13 protein-coding genes are annotated in these 18,439 nt (G+C 72.2%); 9 read left to right on the top strand and 4 right to left on the bottom strand.

Annotated features, from left to right (window positions below; all coding sequences use genetic code 11):
* Positions 1–6 precede the first annotated feature (6 nt).
* The 9 genes from ACZ7P3_RS16440 (at position 7) to ACZ7P3_RS16400 (ending at position 12,657) form a co-directional block, all read left to right on the top strand.
* Positions 7–804 (top strand): acetoacetate decarboxylase family protein, encoded by a 798-nt coding sequence (locus ACZ7P3_RS16440; RefSeq protein ID WP_472082109.1) that lies wholly within the window; start codon positions 7–9, stop codon positions 802–804.
* On the top strand, positions 804–1,688 hold the full coding sequence (locus ACZ7P3_RS16435; RefSeq protein WP_472082107.1) for an SDR family NAD(P)-dependent oxidoreductase: 885 nt from the start codon (positions 804–806) through the stop codon (positions 1,686–1,688). The genes ACZ7P3_RS16440 and ACZ7P3_RS16435 overlap by 1 nt, the downstream gene beginning before the upstream one ends.
* Before the next feature lie 13 nt (positions 1,689–1,701).
* On the top strand, positions 1,702–2,985 hold the full coding sequence (locus ACZ7P3_RS16430) for an amidohydrolase family protein (protein ID WP_472082104.1): 1,284 nt from the start codon (positions 1,702–1,704) through the stop codon (positions 2,983–2,985).
* On the top strand, positions 2,982–4,208 hold the full coding sequence (locus ACZ7P3_RS16425) for an amidohydrolase family protein (protein WP_472082102.1): 1,227 nt from the start codon (positions 2,982–2,984) through the stop codon (positions 4,206–4,208). Before ACZ7P3_RS16430 ends, ACZ7P3_RS16425 begins: the two co-directional genes overlap by 4 nt.
* A 93-nt stretch (positions 4,209–4,301) precedes the next feature.
* Entirely contained in the window at positions 4,302–9,545 is a 5,244-nt protein-coding gene (locus tag ACZ7P3_RS16420) for an HD domain-containing protein (protein ID WP_472082100.1), read from the top strand.
* A gap of 14 nt (positions 9,546–9,559) precedes the next feature.
* Positions 9,560–9,898, top strand: a complete 339-nt coding sequence (locus ACZ7P3_RS16415) for a hypothetical protein (RefSeq protein WP_472082098.1) — start codon at positions 9,560–9,562, stop codon at positions 9,896–9,898.
* Complete coding sequence (locus tag ACZ7P3_RS16410; protein ID WP_472082096.1) at positions 9,895–10,509, top strand: hypothetical protein; 615 nt, start codon at positions 9,895–9,897, stop codon at positions 10,507–10,509. The genes ACZ7P3_RS16415 and ACZ7P3_RS16410 overlap by 4 nt, the downstream gene beginning before the upstream one ends.
* 46 nt (positions 10,510–10,555) lie before the next feature.
* The gene (locus ACZ7P3_RS16405) at positions 10,556–11,266 is read left to right on the top strand and encodes a VIT1/CCC1 transporter family protein (RefSeq protein ID WP_472082094.1); all 711 of its coding nucleotides are present in this window, start codon (positions 10,556–10,558) and stop codon (positions 11,264–11,266) included.
* Positions 11,267–11,607: 341 nt separating this feature from the next.
* Positions 11,608–12,657, top strand: a complete 1,050-nt coding sequence (locus ACZ7P3_RS16400; protein WP_472082092.1) for a zinc-dependent alcohol dehydrogenase family protein — start codon at positions 11,608–11,610, stop codon at positions 12,655–12,657.
* 4 nt (positions 12,658–12,661) lie between these two features.
* Here ACZ7P3_RS16400 and ACZ7P3_RS16395 read toward each other — a convergent pair whose 3' ends face one another.
* The 4 genes from ACZ7P3_RS16395 to ACZ7P3_RS16380 all read right to left on the bottom strand — a co-directional run bounded on the left by ACZ7P3_RS16395 (position 12,662) and on the right by ACZ7P3_RS16380 (position 18,354).
* Positions 12,662–13,672, bottom strand: a complete 1,011-nt coding sequence (locus ACZ7P3_RS16395) for a CopD family protein (RefSeq protein WP_472082090.1) — start codon at positions 13,670–13,672, stop codon at positions 12,662–12,664.
* A 100-nt stretch (positions 13,673–13,772) separates the two neighbouring features.
* Entirely contained in the window at positions 13,773–15,158 is a 1,386-nt protein-coding gene (locus ACZ7P3_RS16390; RefSeq protein ID WP_472082088.1) for a CoA transferase, read from the bottom strand.
* Between the two features lie 78 nt (positions 15,159–15,236).
* On the bottom strand, positions 15,237–16,763 hold the full coding sequence (locus tag ACZ7P3_RS16385) for a S8 family serine peptidase (RefSeq protein WP_472082086.1): 1,527 nt from the start codon (positions 16,761–16,763) through the stop codon (positions 15,237–15,239).
* 64 nt (positions 16,764–16,827) lie between these two features.
* Positions 16,828–18,354 carry a S8 family peptidase gene (locus ACZ7P3_RS16380; protein ID WP_472082084.1) on the bottom strand — a complete coding sequence of 509 codons (1,527 nt, stop codon included), beginning with the start codon at positions 18,352–18,354 and terminating at the stop codon, positions 16,828–16,830.
* Positions 18,355–18,439: the final 85 nt, after the last annotated feature.

Below are 18,439 nucleotides of genomic sequence, written 5' to 3'. Positions count from 1 at the left end.
CGGCGTATGGCACGCGTACGGTACGGCGCACGGACCGAGCGGGAGATCGCCGCCACGCGCACCGCGAGTGCACGGCTCCCCGAGATCTGGTCCACCGGTGTGGTGGCCGTCTGGGAGACCGACCCGGACGCGGTGGCGGCCGTGCTGCCACCCCCGCTCAAACCCTCCGCACGGCCCCTGGTGCGGGTGAACATCAGCAAGGTAGATCTGCCCGGATACCCGCTCGGCGCGGGCTCCTTCGCGGTCGCCGCCGCCCATGGGGGTGTCGACGGCTGGTATCCGCTGGTGATGCCGATGACCCATGAGCGCGCCCTCACCGGGGGCCGCGAGGTCTTCGGGGAGCCCAAGAAGCTCGGTGAGGTGACCGTCGAGCGCGAGGGCGACGCCGTACGGGCGTCGCTGGCCCGGCACGGCATCGCGTTCGTGGAGGCGCACGGCACGGCGGGCGGCGCGCTGCCCCTGCCGCAGCCGTCCCGCAAGACCGACTTCTACTTCAAGTTCCTTCCCGCCGTCGACGGTTCCGGCTTCGACGGCGACCCCGTCCTGGTGCACTGCGTACGGCACGAGAAGGTGCGCCGGCTGGAACGGGTCACCGGGGACGTGGTGCTCCGCGAGTCCCCGTACGACCCCGTCGCCGACCTCCCGGTGCTGCGCCTGCTGGAGATCACCATCGGCGAGAAGACCAGCGACCAGAGCGGGCGGGTGGTCGAACGGGTCGACGCGCAGGCCCTGTTGCCGTACGTCCACCAGCGCTACGACGACCCGCTCCAGGCCCATGACGGACCGCCCGAGGGGAGTGTGTGATGGACCTGCGGGCAGGACAGGTCGCCGTCGTCACCGGGGCGGCGAGCGGGATCGGGCTGGCGATGGCGCGGCAGTTCGCCGCCGAGGGCCTCAAGGTGGTCCTGGCCGACGTGGAGGAGGCCGCGCTGGACAAGGCCGCCGCGGACCTGCGCGCCGAGGGCGCCGACGTGCACGCGCGCGTGGCCGACGTCGGCGTGCGCGAACAGGTCCTGGAACTGGCCGAGGCCGCGTACGAGGCCTACGGCGCCGTGCATGTGCTGTGCAACAACGCGGGGGTCGGTTCGGGCGCCGAGGGGCGCATGTGGGAACACGAGCCGAACGACTGGCAGTGGGCCTTCGCCGTCAACGTCTGGGGGGTCTTCCACGGCATCCAGGCGTTCGTGCCACGGATGATCGAGTCGGGTCGGCCCGGTCATGTCGTCAACACGTCCTCCAGTGACGGCGGCATCGCGCCGCTGCCGACCGCCTCCGTCTACGCGGTCACCAAGGCGGCCGTCGTCACCATGACTGAGTCCCTGTACGCCCATCTGAAGGCCGAGCACGCGCGCGTGGGCGCCTCGGTGCTCTTCCCGGGGCCGCACATGCTGCGCACCGGCCTGTGGGAGTCCCACCGCAACCGCCCCGTCCGCTACGCCAAGCAGCGCCCCCGCAGGACGCCGTACCGCAGCCTGGACCAGTGGGAGGCGGCCATGCGGGCGGCCGGCAAGGAGATCAGCTTCACGCCCGTGGAGGAGGTCGCCGGGCTGGTCGTGGACGGCATCCGCGCGGACCGCTTCTGGCTGCTGCCGGAGAGCGAGCACAGCGACGCACAGATCCGCGCGCGGGCCCGCTCGATGCTGGACCGCGCCGACCCGTCGTACCTGGAAGGCTTCATACTCGATTGACCGGGAGGCTGTCGTGACCGGCCAGGACCCGTATCTGATCATCTCCTCCGACTGTCATGCCGGGCTGCCCACCGAGCAGTACCGGCCCTACCTGGAGTCCCGTTTCCACCGGGACTTCGACGAGTTCCTCGCGGGCCGCGAGCGGCGCCGCGAGGAGATGACACGGCTCGGCATCCGCAACGAGGCGTTCGCGGCCAAGTGGTTCCAGGACAACGAGGAGGGCCTGCGCGGTGGCTGGGACACCGCCCAGCGCCTCAAGGAACTGGACGGGGACGGCGTGGCAGCCGAGGTCGTCTTCCCGGACGCCGACGCCGTCGACAGCCAGACCGCCGCCCCCTTCGGCGTGGGCCTCGGCCTCTCCGGCGACCAGGACCCGGTCCTGGGCATGGCGGGCGCGAAGGCGCACAACCGCTGGCTGGCGGAGTTCGTGTCCGAACACCCCGAACGGCACTGCGGAGTCGCCCTGTTGCCGATCACCGGCGAGGCGTCCGAGGTCGTCGCCGAGGTCCGCCGCGCCAAGGAGTCCGGTCTGGGCGCCCTGATGATCCCCTCCATGTGGGCCGGCAGGGAGCCGTACCACGACCGCCGTTACGACCCCGTGTGGGCGGCCGCCGCCGAGTGCGGCATGCCGGTGCTCACCCACTCCGGCGCGGCCCCGCGCGACGAGTACGGCGATCACCTCGGCATCTACGTGAGCGAAGTGACCTGGTGGCCCGCCCGTCCGCTGTGGTTCCTGCTCTGGTCCGGCGTCTTCGAGCGCCACCCCGGTCTGCGGTTCGGGGTCGCCGAGTCGGGCTGCTGGTGGCTGCCGAACCTGCTGTGGTTCATGGACCGTCTCTACCTCGGCGCGCATGGCGGTAAAAAGCTCTCCCCCTTCCAGGAGCTCAAGCGCGCACCGCACGAGTACCTGGACCGGCAGGTCTTCATCTGTGCCACCAACACCAAGCGGCGTGAGCTGGCCCAGCGGTACGAGATCGGCGTCGACAACATCCTGTGGGGCAGCGACTTCCCGCATCCCGAGGGCACCTGGCCCGACACGCGCGCGTGGCTGCGCCGCACCTTCCACGACATCCCGGTGAGCGAGACGCGCCGGATGCTGGGCCTCTCGGCGGCGAAGGCCTTCGGCTTCGACGTCGAACGGCTCACCCCGCTGGCCCGCCGCATCGGCCCGACCCCGGCCGACCTCGGCCAGGCGGCCGACCAGACGGCCGTGGAGGCTTCCTGGGCGCGCTCGCGCGAGACGGGCCGGCACTGGCTTACCGACCACGACTTCCCGGTACTGGGGGTGACACAGTGAGCGACCGTTACACGGTGATCTCCGCCGACTGCCATGCGGGGGCCGACCTCCTGGACTACAGGCCGTACCTGGAGAAGCGCTTCCACGACGACTTCGACGTCTGGGCGGCCACCTACGTCAACCCGCACGAGGACCTGCTCGCCGACACGGCCGACCGCAACTGGAACTCCCAGCGGCGCCTTTCGGAGCTGGAGGCGGACGGGATCGTCGCGGAAGTGATCTTCCCGAACACCATCCCGCCCTTCTTCCCGTCGAGTTCACTGATGACGCAGCCGCGGACCGCCGAGGACCTGGAGCGGCGCTGGGCGGGCCTGCGCGCCCACAACCGCTGGCTGGCGGACTTCTGCGCGGCCGCGCCGGGCCGCAGGGCCGGCGTCTTCCAGATCCTCCTCGGTGACGTCGAGGAAGCCGTGAAGGAGATCAGGTGGGCGGCGCGGGCGGGCCTGACGGGCGGCCTGATGCTGCCCGGCACCCCGCCGGGTTCCGGCCTGCCCGAGCTGTACGCGCGCGCGTACGACCCGATCTGGGCCGCCTGTGCGGAACTCGGCGTCCCCGTCAACCACCACGCGGGCTCCGCCTCCCCGCCGCTCGGTGACGAACCGGCCGCCCGCGCGGTCTTCATGGTCGAGACGACCTGGTTCTCCCACCGCGCGCTGTGGCACCTGGTCTTCGGCGGCGCCTTCCGCCGCCACCCCGGGCTGAAGCTGGTGCTCACCGAGCAGGGCTCCGGCTGGATCCCGGGCGTCCTGGACATGCTGGACTACTACCACGGCCGCCTGGTCGCGGCGGCCTCGACGGCCGGCACCGCCGAGGCCAGGTTCGGTGCGGGCCTGGCCGAGGGCATGGGTGAAGCGCCGTCGCGCGTATGGCGCGACCACTGCTACGTCGGCGCCAGCTTCATGCGCCCGCACGAGGTGCCGCTGCGCGACCGGATCGGCATCGACAAGATCATGTGGGGCAGCGACTACCCGCACGACGAGGGCACCTACCCGTACACCCGCGAGGGCCTGCGGTTCGCCTACGCCGGCGTCCCGCGCGCGGAGCTCACGGCCATGCTCGGCGGCAACGCGGCCCGCGTCTACGGCTTCGACCTGGACCTCCTGGACCCGATCGCGGCGAAGGTCGGACCGACGGTGGCGGAGATCGACGAGCCGCTGGAAAAGCCGCCGGCGGACGCGACCAGCCCGGTGTTCGCGCGGGGGGCGAGGGTGCGGGTGTGGTGAGGCGGCGTTCGGCCGCGAAGGGGCACCCCGCGCTCCGGCCTGTGCCATGCTGACCTGCGCGTCGCAGGGTGAGCGAGGGGGAGGCGGCTGGACGTGGGGGAGAGTCGACAGGCACTGATCATCGCCGTGCCGAAGTACGAACTCGCTGATGAGTTCGGCGACTTGACGGATACGGTCGGACACGACGTCGAGCTGATGTCCGCCGCTCTGACCTCCTCCGGATACAGCGTCGAACTCATCGGGGACACCGCGGAGGTGCCGGCCCAGGGCCCACGGATCCGCAGCGCCATCAGCCGGGTGTGCGCGACTGCACCCGAGGACGGTACGGTCCTCATCCACTTCACCGGACACGGTCTGTCGATCGGCGGTGCCGATTATCTCGTCCCGGCGGACGCTCAGTTGACCTGGGCCACCACACCACCCCAGGTGGACGTCGACAGCCTGATCGGACTCGATCTCGCCAAACTGCTGCGGGGATCGCGCGCCGGTACGGTCCTGATCACCGTCGATGCATGCCGGGACGAGACCGGCACCGCGTCCTGTGGCGGCCCCGCGACCAACTTCCCAGCCGGCCAGGACCGGATCGCGGTCCTGTTCGGCTGTGGCCCGGGCCAGACCTGCGGTTCGGACGAGGCACAGGGCAGCCACTTCTCCCGAGCCCTCGCGGAAGCCCTGCACGCCGACAGCTCGCCGCGCACGGTGGCCGAGGTCATCGCCCACACCGTCCGTCGTACCACCGAGCTCGCCCGGCAGGCGCGCGAGTCGCAGACGCCCACCTCGCACTACGCGCCCAGCGGACCCGGTGCGATCGAGCAGGTGGCGCTGTGCGCCGGGCGGACCCTCCAGGAGGAGTGGACGCTGGCCGTCCGGGACGCGGAACTGTGGGCTGCGGTCACCTGCGACGAGGACCGCTGCGCCACGCTGCGCTCTGCCCTGGTCGAGCTGACCTCGGTGTGTGCGAAGTGGTGCGGGAGCGTCGACGCCGGGGCATCCGATCCCTGGGCCGACGACGACTATCCGGTGCGGGTCCTCAAGAAGGGGCTGCGCCTGCTGCTCGCGCCCTCCCAGACCCAGGGCGGACCGCTGCTCGACGCCGGGGAGTTCGCGGCCGTGGCCGCCGCTCCCTTCGTACGGGAGGCCGTTCTGGCCATGGGCGTCAAGGAAGTGGCCGCAGCGGATCCCCTCCTGCTGGAACCCGCCACCGGGGGCGCAGCCCGCCTCCCCGAACGGGTCGCTCTGGAGCACACCTTCGCCGCGCACGCGCTGCTGTGGCGCAAGGGACGTGAACTGGCCGGCCGCGGCCGGCGCGAGGACGCCACCGCGGTGGCCGCCTGGCTGCTGCGCCGCCACGTCAGCGCCAAGGAGGAGCTGTGGGACACCTACGCGCCACAACTGCTCGCCCCGCTGGCCAAGGCGATGGCGGGCGGTGACGCGCCGGCATCCCGCATCGGCGAGCTGACGGACGAACTGGTCCGCGTCTGCGGCCAGACCGCGGTGGCGCCCACTCCGCAGTACGAGGGTGAGCGCGAACCGATCGACACCCGCTGGAGCCTGGACGAACTCGAACTTCCGGACGGCACCGCGGAACGCTGGCGCCCGCGCGAACTGTCCTGGCTGATCGGCGTGGCGGGCATGCTCGGCGGCGATCTGCGCCTGCTGCCCGGAGTCCTGGTCGACAACATCGGCATCACCGACGGGCTGGTCCCGGCGGAGGCCGTGCAGAGCGTACGACGCCTGCGCTGGGTCCGGGACCGCCTGAACAAAGTCCTCGACCTGGCCCTCGACTGTCCGCATCCGGCGGTCCACGCAGCCCTGGAGACGCTGACCGGCTGGACCGACGAGGCCGTGCAGACCGTCCGCAAGCAACTTGCCCCGGCCCAGCCCACCGACCTCCTCGCCCACCTGCCGGTCCGGGTCACCTGCCGCAAGCTGCGACCCCAGTACGACCCCCCGACCAAGGGACGGGCCTACGGCATGCCCCTGATGCGTTTCAGCCTCGCCGAGGACGAGATGCGCGAACTTCTCATGGGCACCCGTCTGTACGGCGACCGCGCGCTCTGCCTGCGAGAGCTGTACCAGAACGCCCTCGACGCGTGCCGATACCGCCAGGCCCGCCTCCGCTACGGCACAGCGGCCCAGGGAATCGCTAACACATGGACCGGCGAGATCGTCTTCCGGTACGGCACCGACGACGGCGGACGCCCTTACATAGAGTGTGAGGACAACGGCGTCGGCATGGGCCATGAGACGCTGCGCGGCACCTTCTCCCGGGCAGGGCGCCGCTTCGAACAGTCCCGGGCCTACCGCCGGGAGCAAGCCCGCTGGCTCCGGGCCGACCCTGGCTTGCGGATCTACCCCAACAGCCGTTTCGGTATCGGCGTCTTCAGCTACTTCATGCTCGCCGACGAGATCAGCATCTGGACCCGGGCGACGGACGAGTACGGCAGGGCCGAGCCGGACGACGGCCTGCGCGTCGACATCGCCTCCAGCGGAAGCCTGTTCCGCATCCGCAAGAGCGAGGAGGCACAGCCGGGGGCGGGGACCCGGGTACGGCTGTACCTGCAGGGCGACGACGGGGTCGACATCGCCGGTGAGTTGGGCAAGGTGGTGTGGCGCTCCGATTTCGCGATGCGGGTGGAGGAGGCGGAGAAGGGGGTGCGGGAGTGGGAGCCCAAGGAGCTGTACTACTTCGGCGATCACCGCCGGCCGGTGGCGGCGGGGCCGGACATGTGGTGGGTGGAAGGCGAGGGATGCCTGCTGGCGGACGGCGTTCGGGTGGACGCAGACACAGGATCTGGCCGGGTTGCGCGTGTCTGGCTGGAGGATGCCGAGAGGTACGGTGACCGCCCGGACACGGACCTCAGGTGGCACGGCACCGATGCAGCGCCCTTCGGAGTCGTGCTCGACCTGCGCGAGACCCACGCACCCGACATCAGTACCAACCGCAACGAGATCCTGTCCTTCGACCGGCCCTGGACCGATGGACTGATCGAGTCGGCTGGCGCGGACTTCACCCCGCCGCCATGGCTCACACTGGAATGGCTGTGGGCTGTGGCCAAGGCGCATCCGACGGCCGTGACCGGAATGGTGGAGCGGCTGCTGGCCGATGATGCCCGGATCACCACTCGGCTCGGCTGGAACCGTACCAACGTCGTCGAGTTTCGGCGGGTCGGCTGCGTTCCCTGGGACGCCCACCTGGTCGTCCTGCGTTCCAAGAACCCGTCCACCTTGGATATTTCGCGACGATTGGGACGTGATGTACGGACCGCCATCGACGCATGGCGGGTCGGCGTGCTCCGGTCCCAGGACTTTCCTCTCCGGAAGGACGCGTCATTGCTGCCGGTGCCCGAGGACCTCTCGGGCTACCCCGCTCCCCAGCCGTGGGAAGCACGTATCGACCGTGGAGGGTATGAGGTGGCGCGGGCGTTGACCGACGCTGCCGTCGTCCCGTCCGGAAGTGAGGGGCTCACTCTGGGAGAGGTGTTCCGGCGGCTGCGCCGCTATGCCATCACCGGCCTGCCCCTGCCCGGCTGCGGTGATCTCGAAGCCGTGCACAGGATGGCACTCGATCCGGTGGACCTGCGCATCCTCGGCAGCGACGGCGATCAGCCGGGCCTGCTGGCCCGGCTGATCGAAGGCTCTGCCCAGACCGTCGTCTCGACGTTGCGGATGTTCAGCGCGGAGCAGCAACTGCCGCTCGCCGAGGCGCTGGGACGGGCACGGAGGCTGGCGGCGGCCGGGTTCCCGGTCCCGGTCCCGGACGCCCTCCCGGACGTCCATCGGGATGCCGTGGTCTCGCGCGGGGACCTGCTGTTCCTGGAGTGGCATCCCCGATTCCGGCACGACAGACCGTTAGGCCGAATGACGAGATCGACTGCGCAGCGGTACGCGGACGCGCTCGACCGCTACAGATGGCTCGGGCTGTCGTCGATCCGCATACCGGAGGAGCTGATCGACGAGGATCCGCCGACCGCCGGGGAGAAGGGCTCCGGACTGGACGCGTCGTTCGAGGACCCCGACGAGATGGATGATCTGAAGGCCTGTTTCGGGCTCACCCGAGTCGGCACATGGCCCAAGTCCCTCACCCGTCAGCAGCTGGCCCAGGCCTCTGGGATCATGGCGCTGTCGGTCGGGGAGGTCGTTCGGCGCCACCGGGGCACACTCGAGTACTGGGAGGTGCGGCTCCCCGACTACTCCGCCATCGCCGACCGGACGTTCACTCGTCTGGACAGCGAGTTACTGGATGCCCGCCCCGGTACGCGGATGATCTTCGACGGGACCGACCGAGGCGAGCGCACGGCTTCCCTCATTGCAACGGCGGACGCAGTGCGTGGTGCGGAGGCAATCACGCAGAAGGTGATCGAACGGCTGGGTGTGCTGGCCGGACTGGGGCTGGTGGACGAGGCGGCACCGCTGCTTGCCGAGCGCTGGCGCGCGCTGTCCCCGGAGGACTGGCGACTCGTCGCGATCGCGCAGCGCAGGGCCGGATACGCCCTTCGATCGTTGGACATCGGCCGGGCGTTCAGAGTGCTCCGCAGCCAGGTCGACGAGCGGTACCTCTTCGTGACCGCCGCGGGTGTGGGGCTGCCTCTGGGAAAGGCTCGTGCCCGCCTGATAGAAGTGGGACCCCTCGTGGGGCTCGACGTCTCCGCCATCGGTCCGGACCTCGAGCCGGCGGTTGCTCGAGCTTCTCCCAGCACGGCAGACGTCACGGCCTGCATCGCGGTGGACCGGGAATCCGTCGGCTGGGCTTCGCCGACCCTGCTCGCGCTCACCCGGCACGCCTATGGCGGGGACCACACACTGGGAGAGAGCCTGGTCATCCTGAGCCGCTACGCCTCCTTGGGGGCTCGGTGGACCGAGCCCCGGACATCGGATGATCCCGGCCACTGGCGTGACCACCGGGTCACCTCCTACGACGCCGTCCTCTTCCAGCCCGACCTCGTCGGCGAAGGCCCCGCCGGCCCGCTCGAACTCCTCCGCGTCGCGGCGCGCTTCGGCTGGCCCGTCGACCTCACCTGGGACCGCCTCGCCCTGTACCGCCCCCTCGGTCTCGAACTTGCCGTAAACCGGCCTGACTTCGGCGCCGTTCCCATCTGGCAGGACCTGATCCTCCTGACCGAGCAATACACGGGCAGCGCCCCGGCGCTGACCGGTGAGGTGCGGGCGGAGCGCATCGCCGTAACTGCGCGTGAACTCGAGCAGCCGACGAGCTGGGTCCACGCGAGACTCCGGCTGTACGCCACGTTGTTCGGCCTGACGGTGCCGGAAGCCTGTCCCGCCGAGCCGGCGCCCCTGCCGGCGCCCGAGTACTACATGCCGCCCGTGACCGGCTGAGGAGCCCCGTGTCCATGCATGAAGCGACGCCCTTCCACGAACACGAGACCGGGGTACGGGACGGAGACACCTTCGCCGTCATCCGCTCCGCCGACGGCCGGTGGTACACGGCGACCGGACCTTGCCCCACCTGCAGGGCCACGACCGTCTTCCGCGTCTCCTACGGCGTGCTCGGACCCACCAAGCTGGGCAGGCGCGGGAACCGTACACCGGCCCCGCTCACCGGGGCGATCCCCGTCTACTGCGAGTGCGGCTATCCGCACCCGGAGCGGCCGGCGGAGTCGCCGGACACCGGCTGCGGTGCGTTCTGGGACGTCCCCGTGCCGGACGGACAAGGAGGCCCGGCCGCGTGACCGACCTCGCGAAGAAGCGGTTCGCCCAGCTCGGCCAGCAGATCCAGCAGGACCAACTGGGCGCCGTACGACGGCAGGCGGAGGGCTGGCGAAACGGGCTGACCGGTCTGACGGGCTTGGTCGGTGTGGTCTTCGTACTCAAGGGCCGGGAGAGCGTGGCGGGCATGCCCCACGGCTGGCGCTGGACCACTGCCCTGCTGCTGGTCGCGGCCTTTTTGCTGCTGCTCGCCGGCGCCCTGGGCGCGGTGCGGGCGGCGCACGGACAGCTCGGGCGCCAGACCTGGCTCAGCGGTGACCGGCTGATGTCGGCGGTCCTGGACGAAGTGGAGCGGACCCAGACGGCACTGGTGCAGGCGAGGCGGCTGTCCGTCGCAGGGCTCTGTGCGATCGTCGCGGCCATCGCCGTCTCCTGGCTCGTACCGGTGGCGGAATCCACAGAGCCCATGAAGGGCGGGGCCTGGGTCGTGGTGAACACCGACTGGGGAGTGCGGTGCGGAGAGTTCGTCCTCAGCGACTCCCGGGCGGTGACCATCCGACCGGCCACGGGGAAGGGACTGATCAGCGTCCCGGCTCGAGAGGTCCGGTCCGTGACGCCGGCGGCCCGTTGCTGACGAGTCGGAGCGCCGATCCGTATGCCGGGGGTGTCATATTCCGAGTGTGACGGAACCGACCCACGACGAGGCACACGGCGGCGCGCTCGGCTCCCGGCTGAACTGGCTGCGCGCGGCCGTGCTCGGTGCGAACGACGGCATCGTCTCCACCGCGGGACTCGTCGTCGGCGTGGCCGGTGCGACCCAGGACCGGGCCGCCCTGCTCACCGCGGGCCTGGCCGGGCTGCTCGCCGGGTCGATGTCCATGGCGGCGGGGGAGTACGTGTCCGTCTCCACCCAGCGCGACTCCGAGATGGCCGCGCTGGCCGTGGAGAAACGGGAACTGAGGGAGGAGCCGCAGGCCGAACTGGCGGAACTCACCGAGCTGCTGCGCGCACGCGGCCTGTCCTCGGACGTGGCCCGGGAGGCCGCCGAGCAGCTCACCGCGCGGGACGCGCTGAAGGCGCACGCGCGCGTGGAGCTGGGCATCGACCCGGACGAGCTGACCGAGCCCTGGCACGCGGCCTGGGCGAGTTTCCTGGCCTTCACGGCGGGCGCGCTGCTGCCCCTGCTGGCCATCGTGCTGCCCCCGGCCGCCTGGCGGGTCCCGGTCACCGTGGTGTCCGTGCTGGCCGCGCTCGTCCTCACCGGGTGGAGCAGCGCCCGGCTGGGAGCGGCCGACCCGAAGCGAGCGGTGCTCCGCAACATGGCGGGCGGCGCGCTCGCCATGGGGGTCACCTACGCGGCGGGGAGCCTGCTGGGGGCGGCCGGCGTATAGCCCGGCCGCCGCGCAGAACGGATCCGCCGCGCAGAACGGATCCGCCGCGCAGAACGGATCCGCCGCGCAGAACGGATCCGCCGCGCAGAACGGATCCGCCGCGCAGAACGGATCCGCTGGACCGAACCTGCCGGGCTGAACGCGCCGGGCTGAACGCGCCGGGCTGAACGCGCCGGGCCGAATCCGCCGAGCCGACCCCGCTGAGCGGGGCCGACGGGTCGAATGTGCTGGTCCGGGGCACCCTCGGCGAGCGGACCGCGGTGGCGACGGCGTACCGTGAAGTGCGCTCTACCACCCCATGGGCGCACCCCACGACACCTCGCACGAGAGGGATCCTCGCCATGCGCGCCACCACCATCCACGCTCCGTACGACATGCGCGTGGAGAACGTGCCCGAGCCCGTGGTGCAGCTGCCCACCGACGCCGTGGTGCGGGTGCTGCGCGCCTGCATCTGCGGCAGCGACCTGTGGGCGTACCGGGGCGAGGCGGCCCGGCAGCCGGGGCAGCGCATCGGGCACGAGTTCCTCGGCGTCGTGGAGGACACCGGCTCCGAGGTGAGCACCGTCCGGCGTGGTGACCTGGTGGTCGCGCCCTTCATGTGGTCCGACGGCGTCTGCGACTACTGCCGCGAGGGCCTGACGACGTCCTGCGAGCACGGCGGCTTCTGGGGTTCCGTCGGCTACGACGGCGGCCAGGGCGAGGCCGTGCGCATCCCGTTCGCCGACGGCACCCTCGTCCAGCTGCCCAAGGACGCGGCCTCCGACGACCACCTGCTGTCCGCCCTGCTGACGCTCTCCGACGTCCTCGGCACCGGCCACCACGCGGCCCTCGGCGCGGGCGCCCGCCCCGGTGCCACCGTCGCCGTGGTCGGTGACGGCGCGGTCGGCCTGTGCGCCGTACTGGCCGCCAAGCGGCTGGGCGCCGAGCGGATCATCGCGCTCGGCCGGCACGAGGTCCGCACCGACATCGCGCGCCGTTTCGGCGCCACCGACGTGGTCGCCGAGCGCGGGGACGCGGCCGTCGAGGCCGTCCGTGAACTCACCCGCGGACAGGGCGCGCACGCAGTCGTCGAGGCGGTCGGCACCGAGCAGTCCATGCGGACGGCCGTGAACATCACCCGAGACGGCGGTGCGATCGGCTTCGTGGGCGTGCCCCACGGCAGCGGCACCGGCCTGGACCTCGGCGTCATGTTCGACCGGAACATCGCCCTGCGCGGCGGCGTCGCACCGGTCCGCGCCTACATCCCCGAGCTGCTGCCCGACGTCCTCGACGGCACGATCGACCCCTCGCCCGTGTTCGACATGACCGTCGGCATCGAGGAGGTGCCGGACGGCTACAAGGCGATGGACGAGCGCACCGCCCTCAAGGTGCTCGTCACCAACGACCACTGACCGGCTAGGACCAGCGGATCGGCAGCGGCAGCGCCGTGAGGAGACCCGAGACCGCGACCACCGCGCCCAGGGCGATCACCTCGGCCCGGGCGGGGGCGTACGCGGTCAGAGGGTCGGCCGCCCGGCGCAGCCGGATCCGTGCCCACAGGGCGAGCGCGGCGACGGCGGCGACCAGCACCACCTTGGCCAGCAGGGTGCGTCCGTACGCCGTCGCCGTCAGCTGGTCCAGGATCGTGGCCGCCGGCATCCGCCGCAGCGCACTGCACACGCCCGTCGCGCCGAGGACCGCGAGCAGAACGGCCGCCACGCGCGCGTAGAGCCCGAGCAGCGCTGCCCCCGCCGCGTCCCCGTGCCACCGGCGCAGGGTCCGCAGAGTGTGCAGCAGCCCGCCCGCCCACAGCGCCGCGCAGCTCAGATGCACCAGCGTCAGACCCGAGCCGGCCGGCGCACTCTGCTCGGCCGTGGGATGCGCGCGCAGCGCCTCCGCGACCACCACCGCGGCCAGCGGCCACACCTGGGCCGCCGGGCGGCGCGAGAGCGCGCACAGCGCCGCCGTCAGGAAGGCGTTGACCTCCAGCAGGGCCAGCCTGCCGTCACGGGAGTCGTACAGTCCGCCGACGTCGATCTGGCCGAGGCCGTGCGGGACCAGATTGCCGGCGGCGACCACCGAGGCGAGCGCCAGTGCGGCGGCGAACCCGGCGAAGTTCGCGAACGCCGCCCAGCTGCGCGGCCGTTCGGGCGGGGCGCCGGGCAGACGCCGGGCGAGCCGGAGCACGAACAGCTCGCCCAGCGGGACGCACAGCGCGGCGAACAGCACCCCGCGCAGCAGCGCGATGCCTCCCACGCCGGGAGCGGCGGCCTCCCCGGTGCCGTGCAGCGCGGCGGACGGCCCGAGCAGCGGGATCAGGGCGGCCAGGGCCGCCAGGACCAGGACGGCGGCGGCCCTGCCGGTGCCGGGCCGGCGGGCCGGTCCGTCCGGGTCGGCGGCATCGGCACTCGGTCGTGTCAAGGTCACCCCGTGATCTTCGCCAGCCGTCGCAGAACCGGGCAAGTCCCGGAAAACAACTGGGGCTACGGCATTCCGCCCATCCGTACGTTTCCGGCCGCCCGCCCGCTCATGCCCAGCGGGCCGGGTCCGAGCCCCACGGCACCGGCGGCCGTGCCCAGCCGGCGGGACCACCCGTGAAGGACACCGGCGGCCGGGCGTGCCGCAGCCGCCCGAGCGGGCCGTCCGTCTCGGCCAGCCAGGCGTCCGGGCCCTCGTACGCGGCGGCGTTCCCGGCCCGGTCCGCCGGCATCCCGTCCGTCAGCCAGTGCGCGGTCCGGGCGAGCGCCAGCCGGACGAGCCGGCCGCCGCCGTCGTACGACTGCTCGGTCAGCGCCCGCAGCACGGCCGCCGCCAGCAGATGGCCGGTGCCGTGGTCCAGGGCCTGCGCGGGCAGCGCGCCGGGCTGTCCGGCCGAGCCCTCGGTCACCGCGATGCCGGTCGCGGCCTGCACCAGGCTGTCGAAGCCGCGCCGCCCGCCCCAGGGTCCGTAGGCGCCCCACGCCGACACCTGTGCCACGACCAGACCGGACCGCCGCTCGGCCAGCGCCCCGGGGGAGAGCCCGAACCGGTCCAGGGCGCCGGGACGGTAGCCGGTGACCACGACGTCCGCCGAGGCCAGCAGCTCCTCGAAGGTGTCCCGGCCGGTGCCGCTGCCGAGGTCGAGGGTCGCCGACCGCTTCCCGAAGCCCGTGTCGGCGTGCTGGTCGGCGAGTTCGGGCAGCTGCGGGGCGTCCACGCGCAGCACGTCCGCGCCGAGCAGCGCGAGGGTGCGGGTGGCGACCGGGCCGGCGAGGACCCGGGTCAGATCGAGGACGCGGAGCCCGGCGGCGGGCAGCAGGGGAGCGGCGCCGGGAGCGAGCGGGGTGAGCACGCGCGCGTGCGCGGAGTCCAGGCGCCCGCGCTCGACCAGCGGGCGTGCGGCCACCTCGACGGCCTGCTCGTGGGCCGCCCACTCCTGCGGGGTGCGCAGGGCCACGGCGAGGCCGCCGGCGCCCTGGACCGCCTCCTCCGCCTCCAGGGCGGACCGTTCGGCGAGCCGTGCGGCCACCTCCTCCACGGGGGCGCCCTCCCGCAGGCCCAGCGCGCCGAACAACCGCGCCCGGTGGTGCGGGTAGTTGGCGTGCGTGCGCACCCAGCCGTCGGCCGTCCGCCAGAACCGGGACAGCGGCGCGAAGGTGACCGGTGCCCGTCCGTCGATCTGCAGGAGGCGCTCACTGTGGAAGGCGGCGGCGACCGCGCCGTCGTCCACCAGGGCCCGCGGCACCTCGGCGAGCCCGGCCCGTCGCGCCGCCAGCTCGGCCGCGGCCAGCGCGCACGCGCCGACACACGCGCGCGCCAGCCGCTGTACGGGAAGGCGCGCCGGCAGCGCACCCTCCCGCACCACGGCGGTGACCCGTTCGGTCAGGGCGGGGTCACCGCCCAGGGCCGACCACGCGAACTTGATTTCAGTCATGACTGCACTATGCAGTATTGATTGAATCAATCTATAGAGAGGACCGAAGGGTGTCTCCACTCGTCCGGTCGTCCCCGGCTACTTGGTCACCGCAGCCAGCGCGTCCGCCGTGCCCCAGCCGTAGAAGCCGTTGTGGTTCTTCGACCCCTCGCACACCGCGTCGACCTTGCCGTCCTCATTGATGTCGTACGGGTCCGTGCAGGGCGTGGCGTCGGCCTCGGCGTACAGGAGGGCCTTCACCAGGGCGGCGGAGGCGTGCGGATGGGTTGACTTGATCAATGCGGCAACGCCGACGACATGCGGTGTCGCCATCGACGTGCCGGCCATGTAGCCCCACTTGCCGCCCGGCAGCGGGCCCAGGATCAGACCGCTGGTCGCCGGGGGCTGCGGCTGCTGGTAGGCCGTCGAGTCGCCGCCGGGAGCAGCGATGTCGATCACGCCGAGCCCGTAGTTGGAGAACGACGACTTCAGGCCCTTCGCCCCGGTCGCCGCCACGGTCACCACGCCCGGCAGCTGGGTCGGTATGTCGTAGCACCGGTGCGGGTCGATCACCCGGTCCGACGGGGTGCCGTCGTTCGGCGAGACCGGATCGGTGATCGAGCCGGACGCGAGGTCGTAACTCTCGTTGCCCGCCGCCGCGACGTTGACCGTGCCCTTCTTCTCGGCGTACCGCGAGGCCCGGGTGATGGCGTCGACGAGCGCCTTCTGGTCCGGGTCGGTGGTGCAGTTGAAGTACCAGGGGTCGGTGTAATAGCTGTTGTTGGTCACGTCGACGTGGTGGTCTGCCGCCCACATGAAGCCGCAGACCACGGCCTCCGTGTAGAAGGACCCGCTCGGGTTGGCGACCTTGATCCCCGCCACCTTGACCCCCGGTGCCACACCCGTCACGCCCACGCCGTTCTTTGCGGCCGCGATCTCGCCCGCCACGTGCGTGCCGTGCGGGCTCTCCGACGCGCTCGGCCGCCAGGCGCCGTCCGTCGTGTCCGGCCTGCCCGAGACGCAGTCGGCGGACGCGTCACGGTCGAAGTTGGGTGCGATGTCCGGATGGGTGTCGTCGACGCCCGTGTCGATGACGGCGACCGTCACCTCCGGGCTGCTCAGGGTCTTCTCGTGTGCCTTGTCCGCCTTGACGGCCGGCAGGTCCCACTGGAGCGGCTCCAGCGGGTCCTGCCCGTCGGCCGCCCTCGCGCCCGCCGCGGCCATCTCCGCGGCGCCGAGCACCTTCGGGGTGCCGACGTCGGTGGTCGACTGGGCGGGCAGCGGTGCGGTGCGCGTGGCACCGGCCGAGTCGACCCCGCGCACCGTGCGGATCTTCCGGGCGAAGTCGGGGTTCGCGGAGTGCACGACGATCACCCCGATCCGGTCGTAGGCGATCACCACCGACCCGCCGGCGTCGGCGATGGCCTTCTGCACGCGGGTCGGAACCCCGTGCCCCGGGCGGACGTTGACGACGTAGCTGAGCGAGGCCGCGTCGCCCGCGACCGTGGCCGTCGAGACGTCCGCCGCGGACGCCGTGACATCGGGCAGGAACGCGAGGGTCGTGGCCATGGCCATCCCGACCGGGATCACCAGGGCACGGCGCAGGCGCGGCTGGGGCGCTGTCATGTGTCTGTCTCTCCAGTTCGTCCGTGATGCGGGCGTGTCGTGCGGGACGTCGTGCCCGGGGCGGCTAGCGGACCGCGCGCAGCGCGTCGACGACCCCGGAGCCGTAGAAGCCGTTGACGTGCTTGCCGCCGACGCAGGTCGCGTCGACGACCCCGTCGCCGTCCCCGTCGTAGGGGGCCGTCGGGCAGCCCGGGTTGTCCGCCTGGGCCTTCAGGAGGGCCCTCAGCCGGTCGGGGGTGGCGTGCGGGTGGGCCGACTTCAGCAGCGCGGCCACGGCGGCCACGTGCGGGGAGGCCATCGACGTGCCCTGGAGGAAGCCGTACTGGTCGTTCGGGAGCGTGGACAGGATGCGGCCGTTCTTCGACGGTGTGTCCGGGATCTGGTACTTGTCACCGCCCGGCCCCGCCACGTCGACCACGCCCTGGCCGTAGCTGGAGTAGTAGGACTTGGCGCCCGTGACGCCCACCGCGCTCACGGTGACCACACCGGGCAGCTGGGTCGGTACGTCGAAGCACTCGTGCGGGTCGACGGTCCGGGGTGTGGCCGTGGAGTCGTCGGGGCTGGAGGCGTCCACGACCGCATCCGCGTCGAGGTCGTCGTTGGAGTTGCCGGCCGAGGCCACATTGAGCGTGCCCTTGCGCTGTGCATACAGCTGGGCCCGGTTGACCGCGTCAACGATGGCACGTTGATCGGGGTCGTCCATGCAGTTGTACAGCCATGGATCAACGTAGTAGCTGTTGTTGGTGATCTCGATGCCGTGGTCGGCGGCGAACACGAAGGCGCAGACCACGCTCTCCGGGTAGAACAGCGAGGTCGCGTCCGGCTGGGCCACGGTGATGCTCGCGACCTTCACCCCGGGGGCCACGCCCGCCACGCCGATGCCGTTGCGGGCCGCGGCTATCTCGCCCGCCACATGCGTGCCGTGGTAGTGGTCGGCGTCCACCGGCCGCCAGGCGCCGTACGTCGTGTCCGCCTTGCCGCTCACACAGTTCGCGGACTGTGACGCGGAGAAGTTCGGGGCGATGTCCGGGTGGGTGTCGTCGACACCGGTGTCGATCACCCCGACGGTCACGTTCCTGCTGCCCGGATCGATCGCCGCGGCCTTGTCGGCGCCGATCGCCCGCAGATCCCACTGGTCGGCCTCCAGGGGCTCCTCGCCCGCCGTCGCCCCCTTGGCGATCTTCGCGGCCTCCGCCTTCGACAGGACCTGTACCGCGCCCTCGTCCGTCGTCCCCGCCGCGCTCAGCGCCGCGGTGCGCGTGGCACCCGCCGACTGCACCCCGTGCACCGCGCGCATCAGCGGGCCGAAGTCCGGGTTCGCGGAGTGCGCGACGATCACGCCGATCCGGGCGTAACTCGCCACGACGGTGCCGCCGTTGCGGGTGATCGCCTGCCGTACCGACTCGATCGTGCGGTGGTCCGTCCGGGTGTTGACCACATACGCGAGGGCGGGGCCGTCGGCCGCCCGCGCCGCCGTGGGTGCCGGGGTCGCGGCCGAGGCCGCCGCCGGCAGGAAGCCGAGCGAGGCGGTCAGCGACAGCGCGAGCGGCACGGCGAGCGCGAGCCGGCGTCTGGAGCGCAGATGAACCATGGGATCTCCACATCATCCGGATACAGAAGTGCCCGAGACACGGATGGCGCTCGGGCAGGTACATGACGAGTGGTGCAGGGCGAAG

The organism is Streptomyces sp. NPDC107581 (genome assembly GCF_055657175.1).
This window is presented reverse-complemented; position numbering and strand designations above follow the sequence as displayed.

What these genes read in the sequence shown, in the direction of transcription:
- ACZ7P3_RS16440 (WP_472082109.1), top strand. Translation starts at nt 7, where the DNA reads ATGGCACGCGTACGGTACGGCGCACGGACCGAGCGGGAGATCGCCGCC.
- ACZ7P3_RS16435 (WP_472082107.1), top strand. Translation starts at nt 804, where the DNA reads ATGGACCTGCGGGCAGGACAGGTCGCCGTCGTCACCGGGGCGGCGAGC.
- ACZ7P3_RS16415 (WP_472082098.1), top strand. Translation starts at nt 9,560, where the DNA reads ATGCATGAAGCGACGCCCTTCCACGAACACGAGACCGGGGTACGGGAC.
- ACZ7P3_RS16400 (WP_472082092.1), top strand. Translation starts at nt 11,608, where the DNA reads ATGCGCGCCACCACCATCCACGCTCCGTACGACATGCGCGTGGAGAAC.
- ACZ7P3_RS16390 (WP_472082088.1), bottom strand. Translation starts at nt 15,158, where the DNA reads ATGACTGAAATCAAGTTCGCGTGGTCGGCCCTGGGCGGTGACCCCGCC.
- ACZ7P3_RS16385 (WP_472082086.1), bottom strand. Translation starts at nt 16,763, where the DNA reads ATGACAGCGCCCCAGCCGCGCCTGCGCCGTGCCCTGGTGATCCCGGTC.
- ACZ7P3_RS16380 (WP_472082084.1), bottom strand. Translation starts at nt 18,354, where the DNA reads ATGGTTCATCTGCGCTCCAGACGCCGGCTCGCGCTCGCCGTGCCGCTC.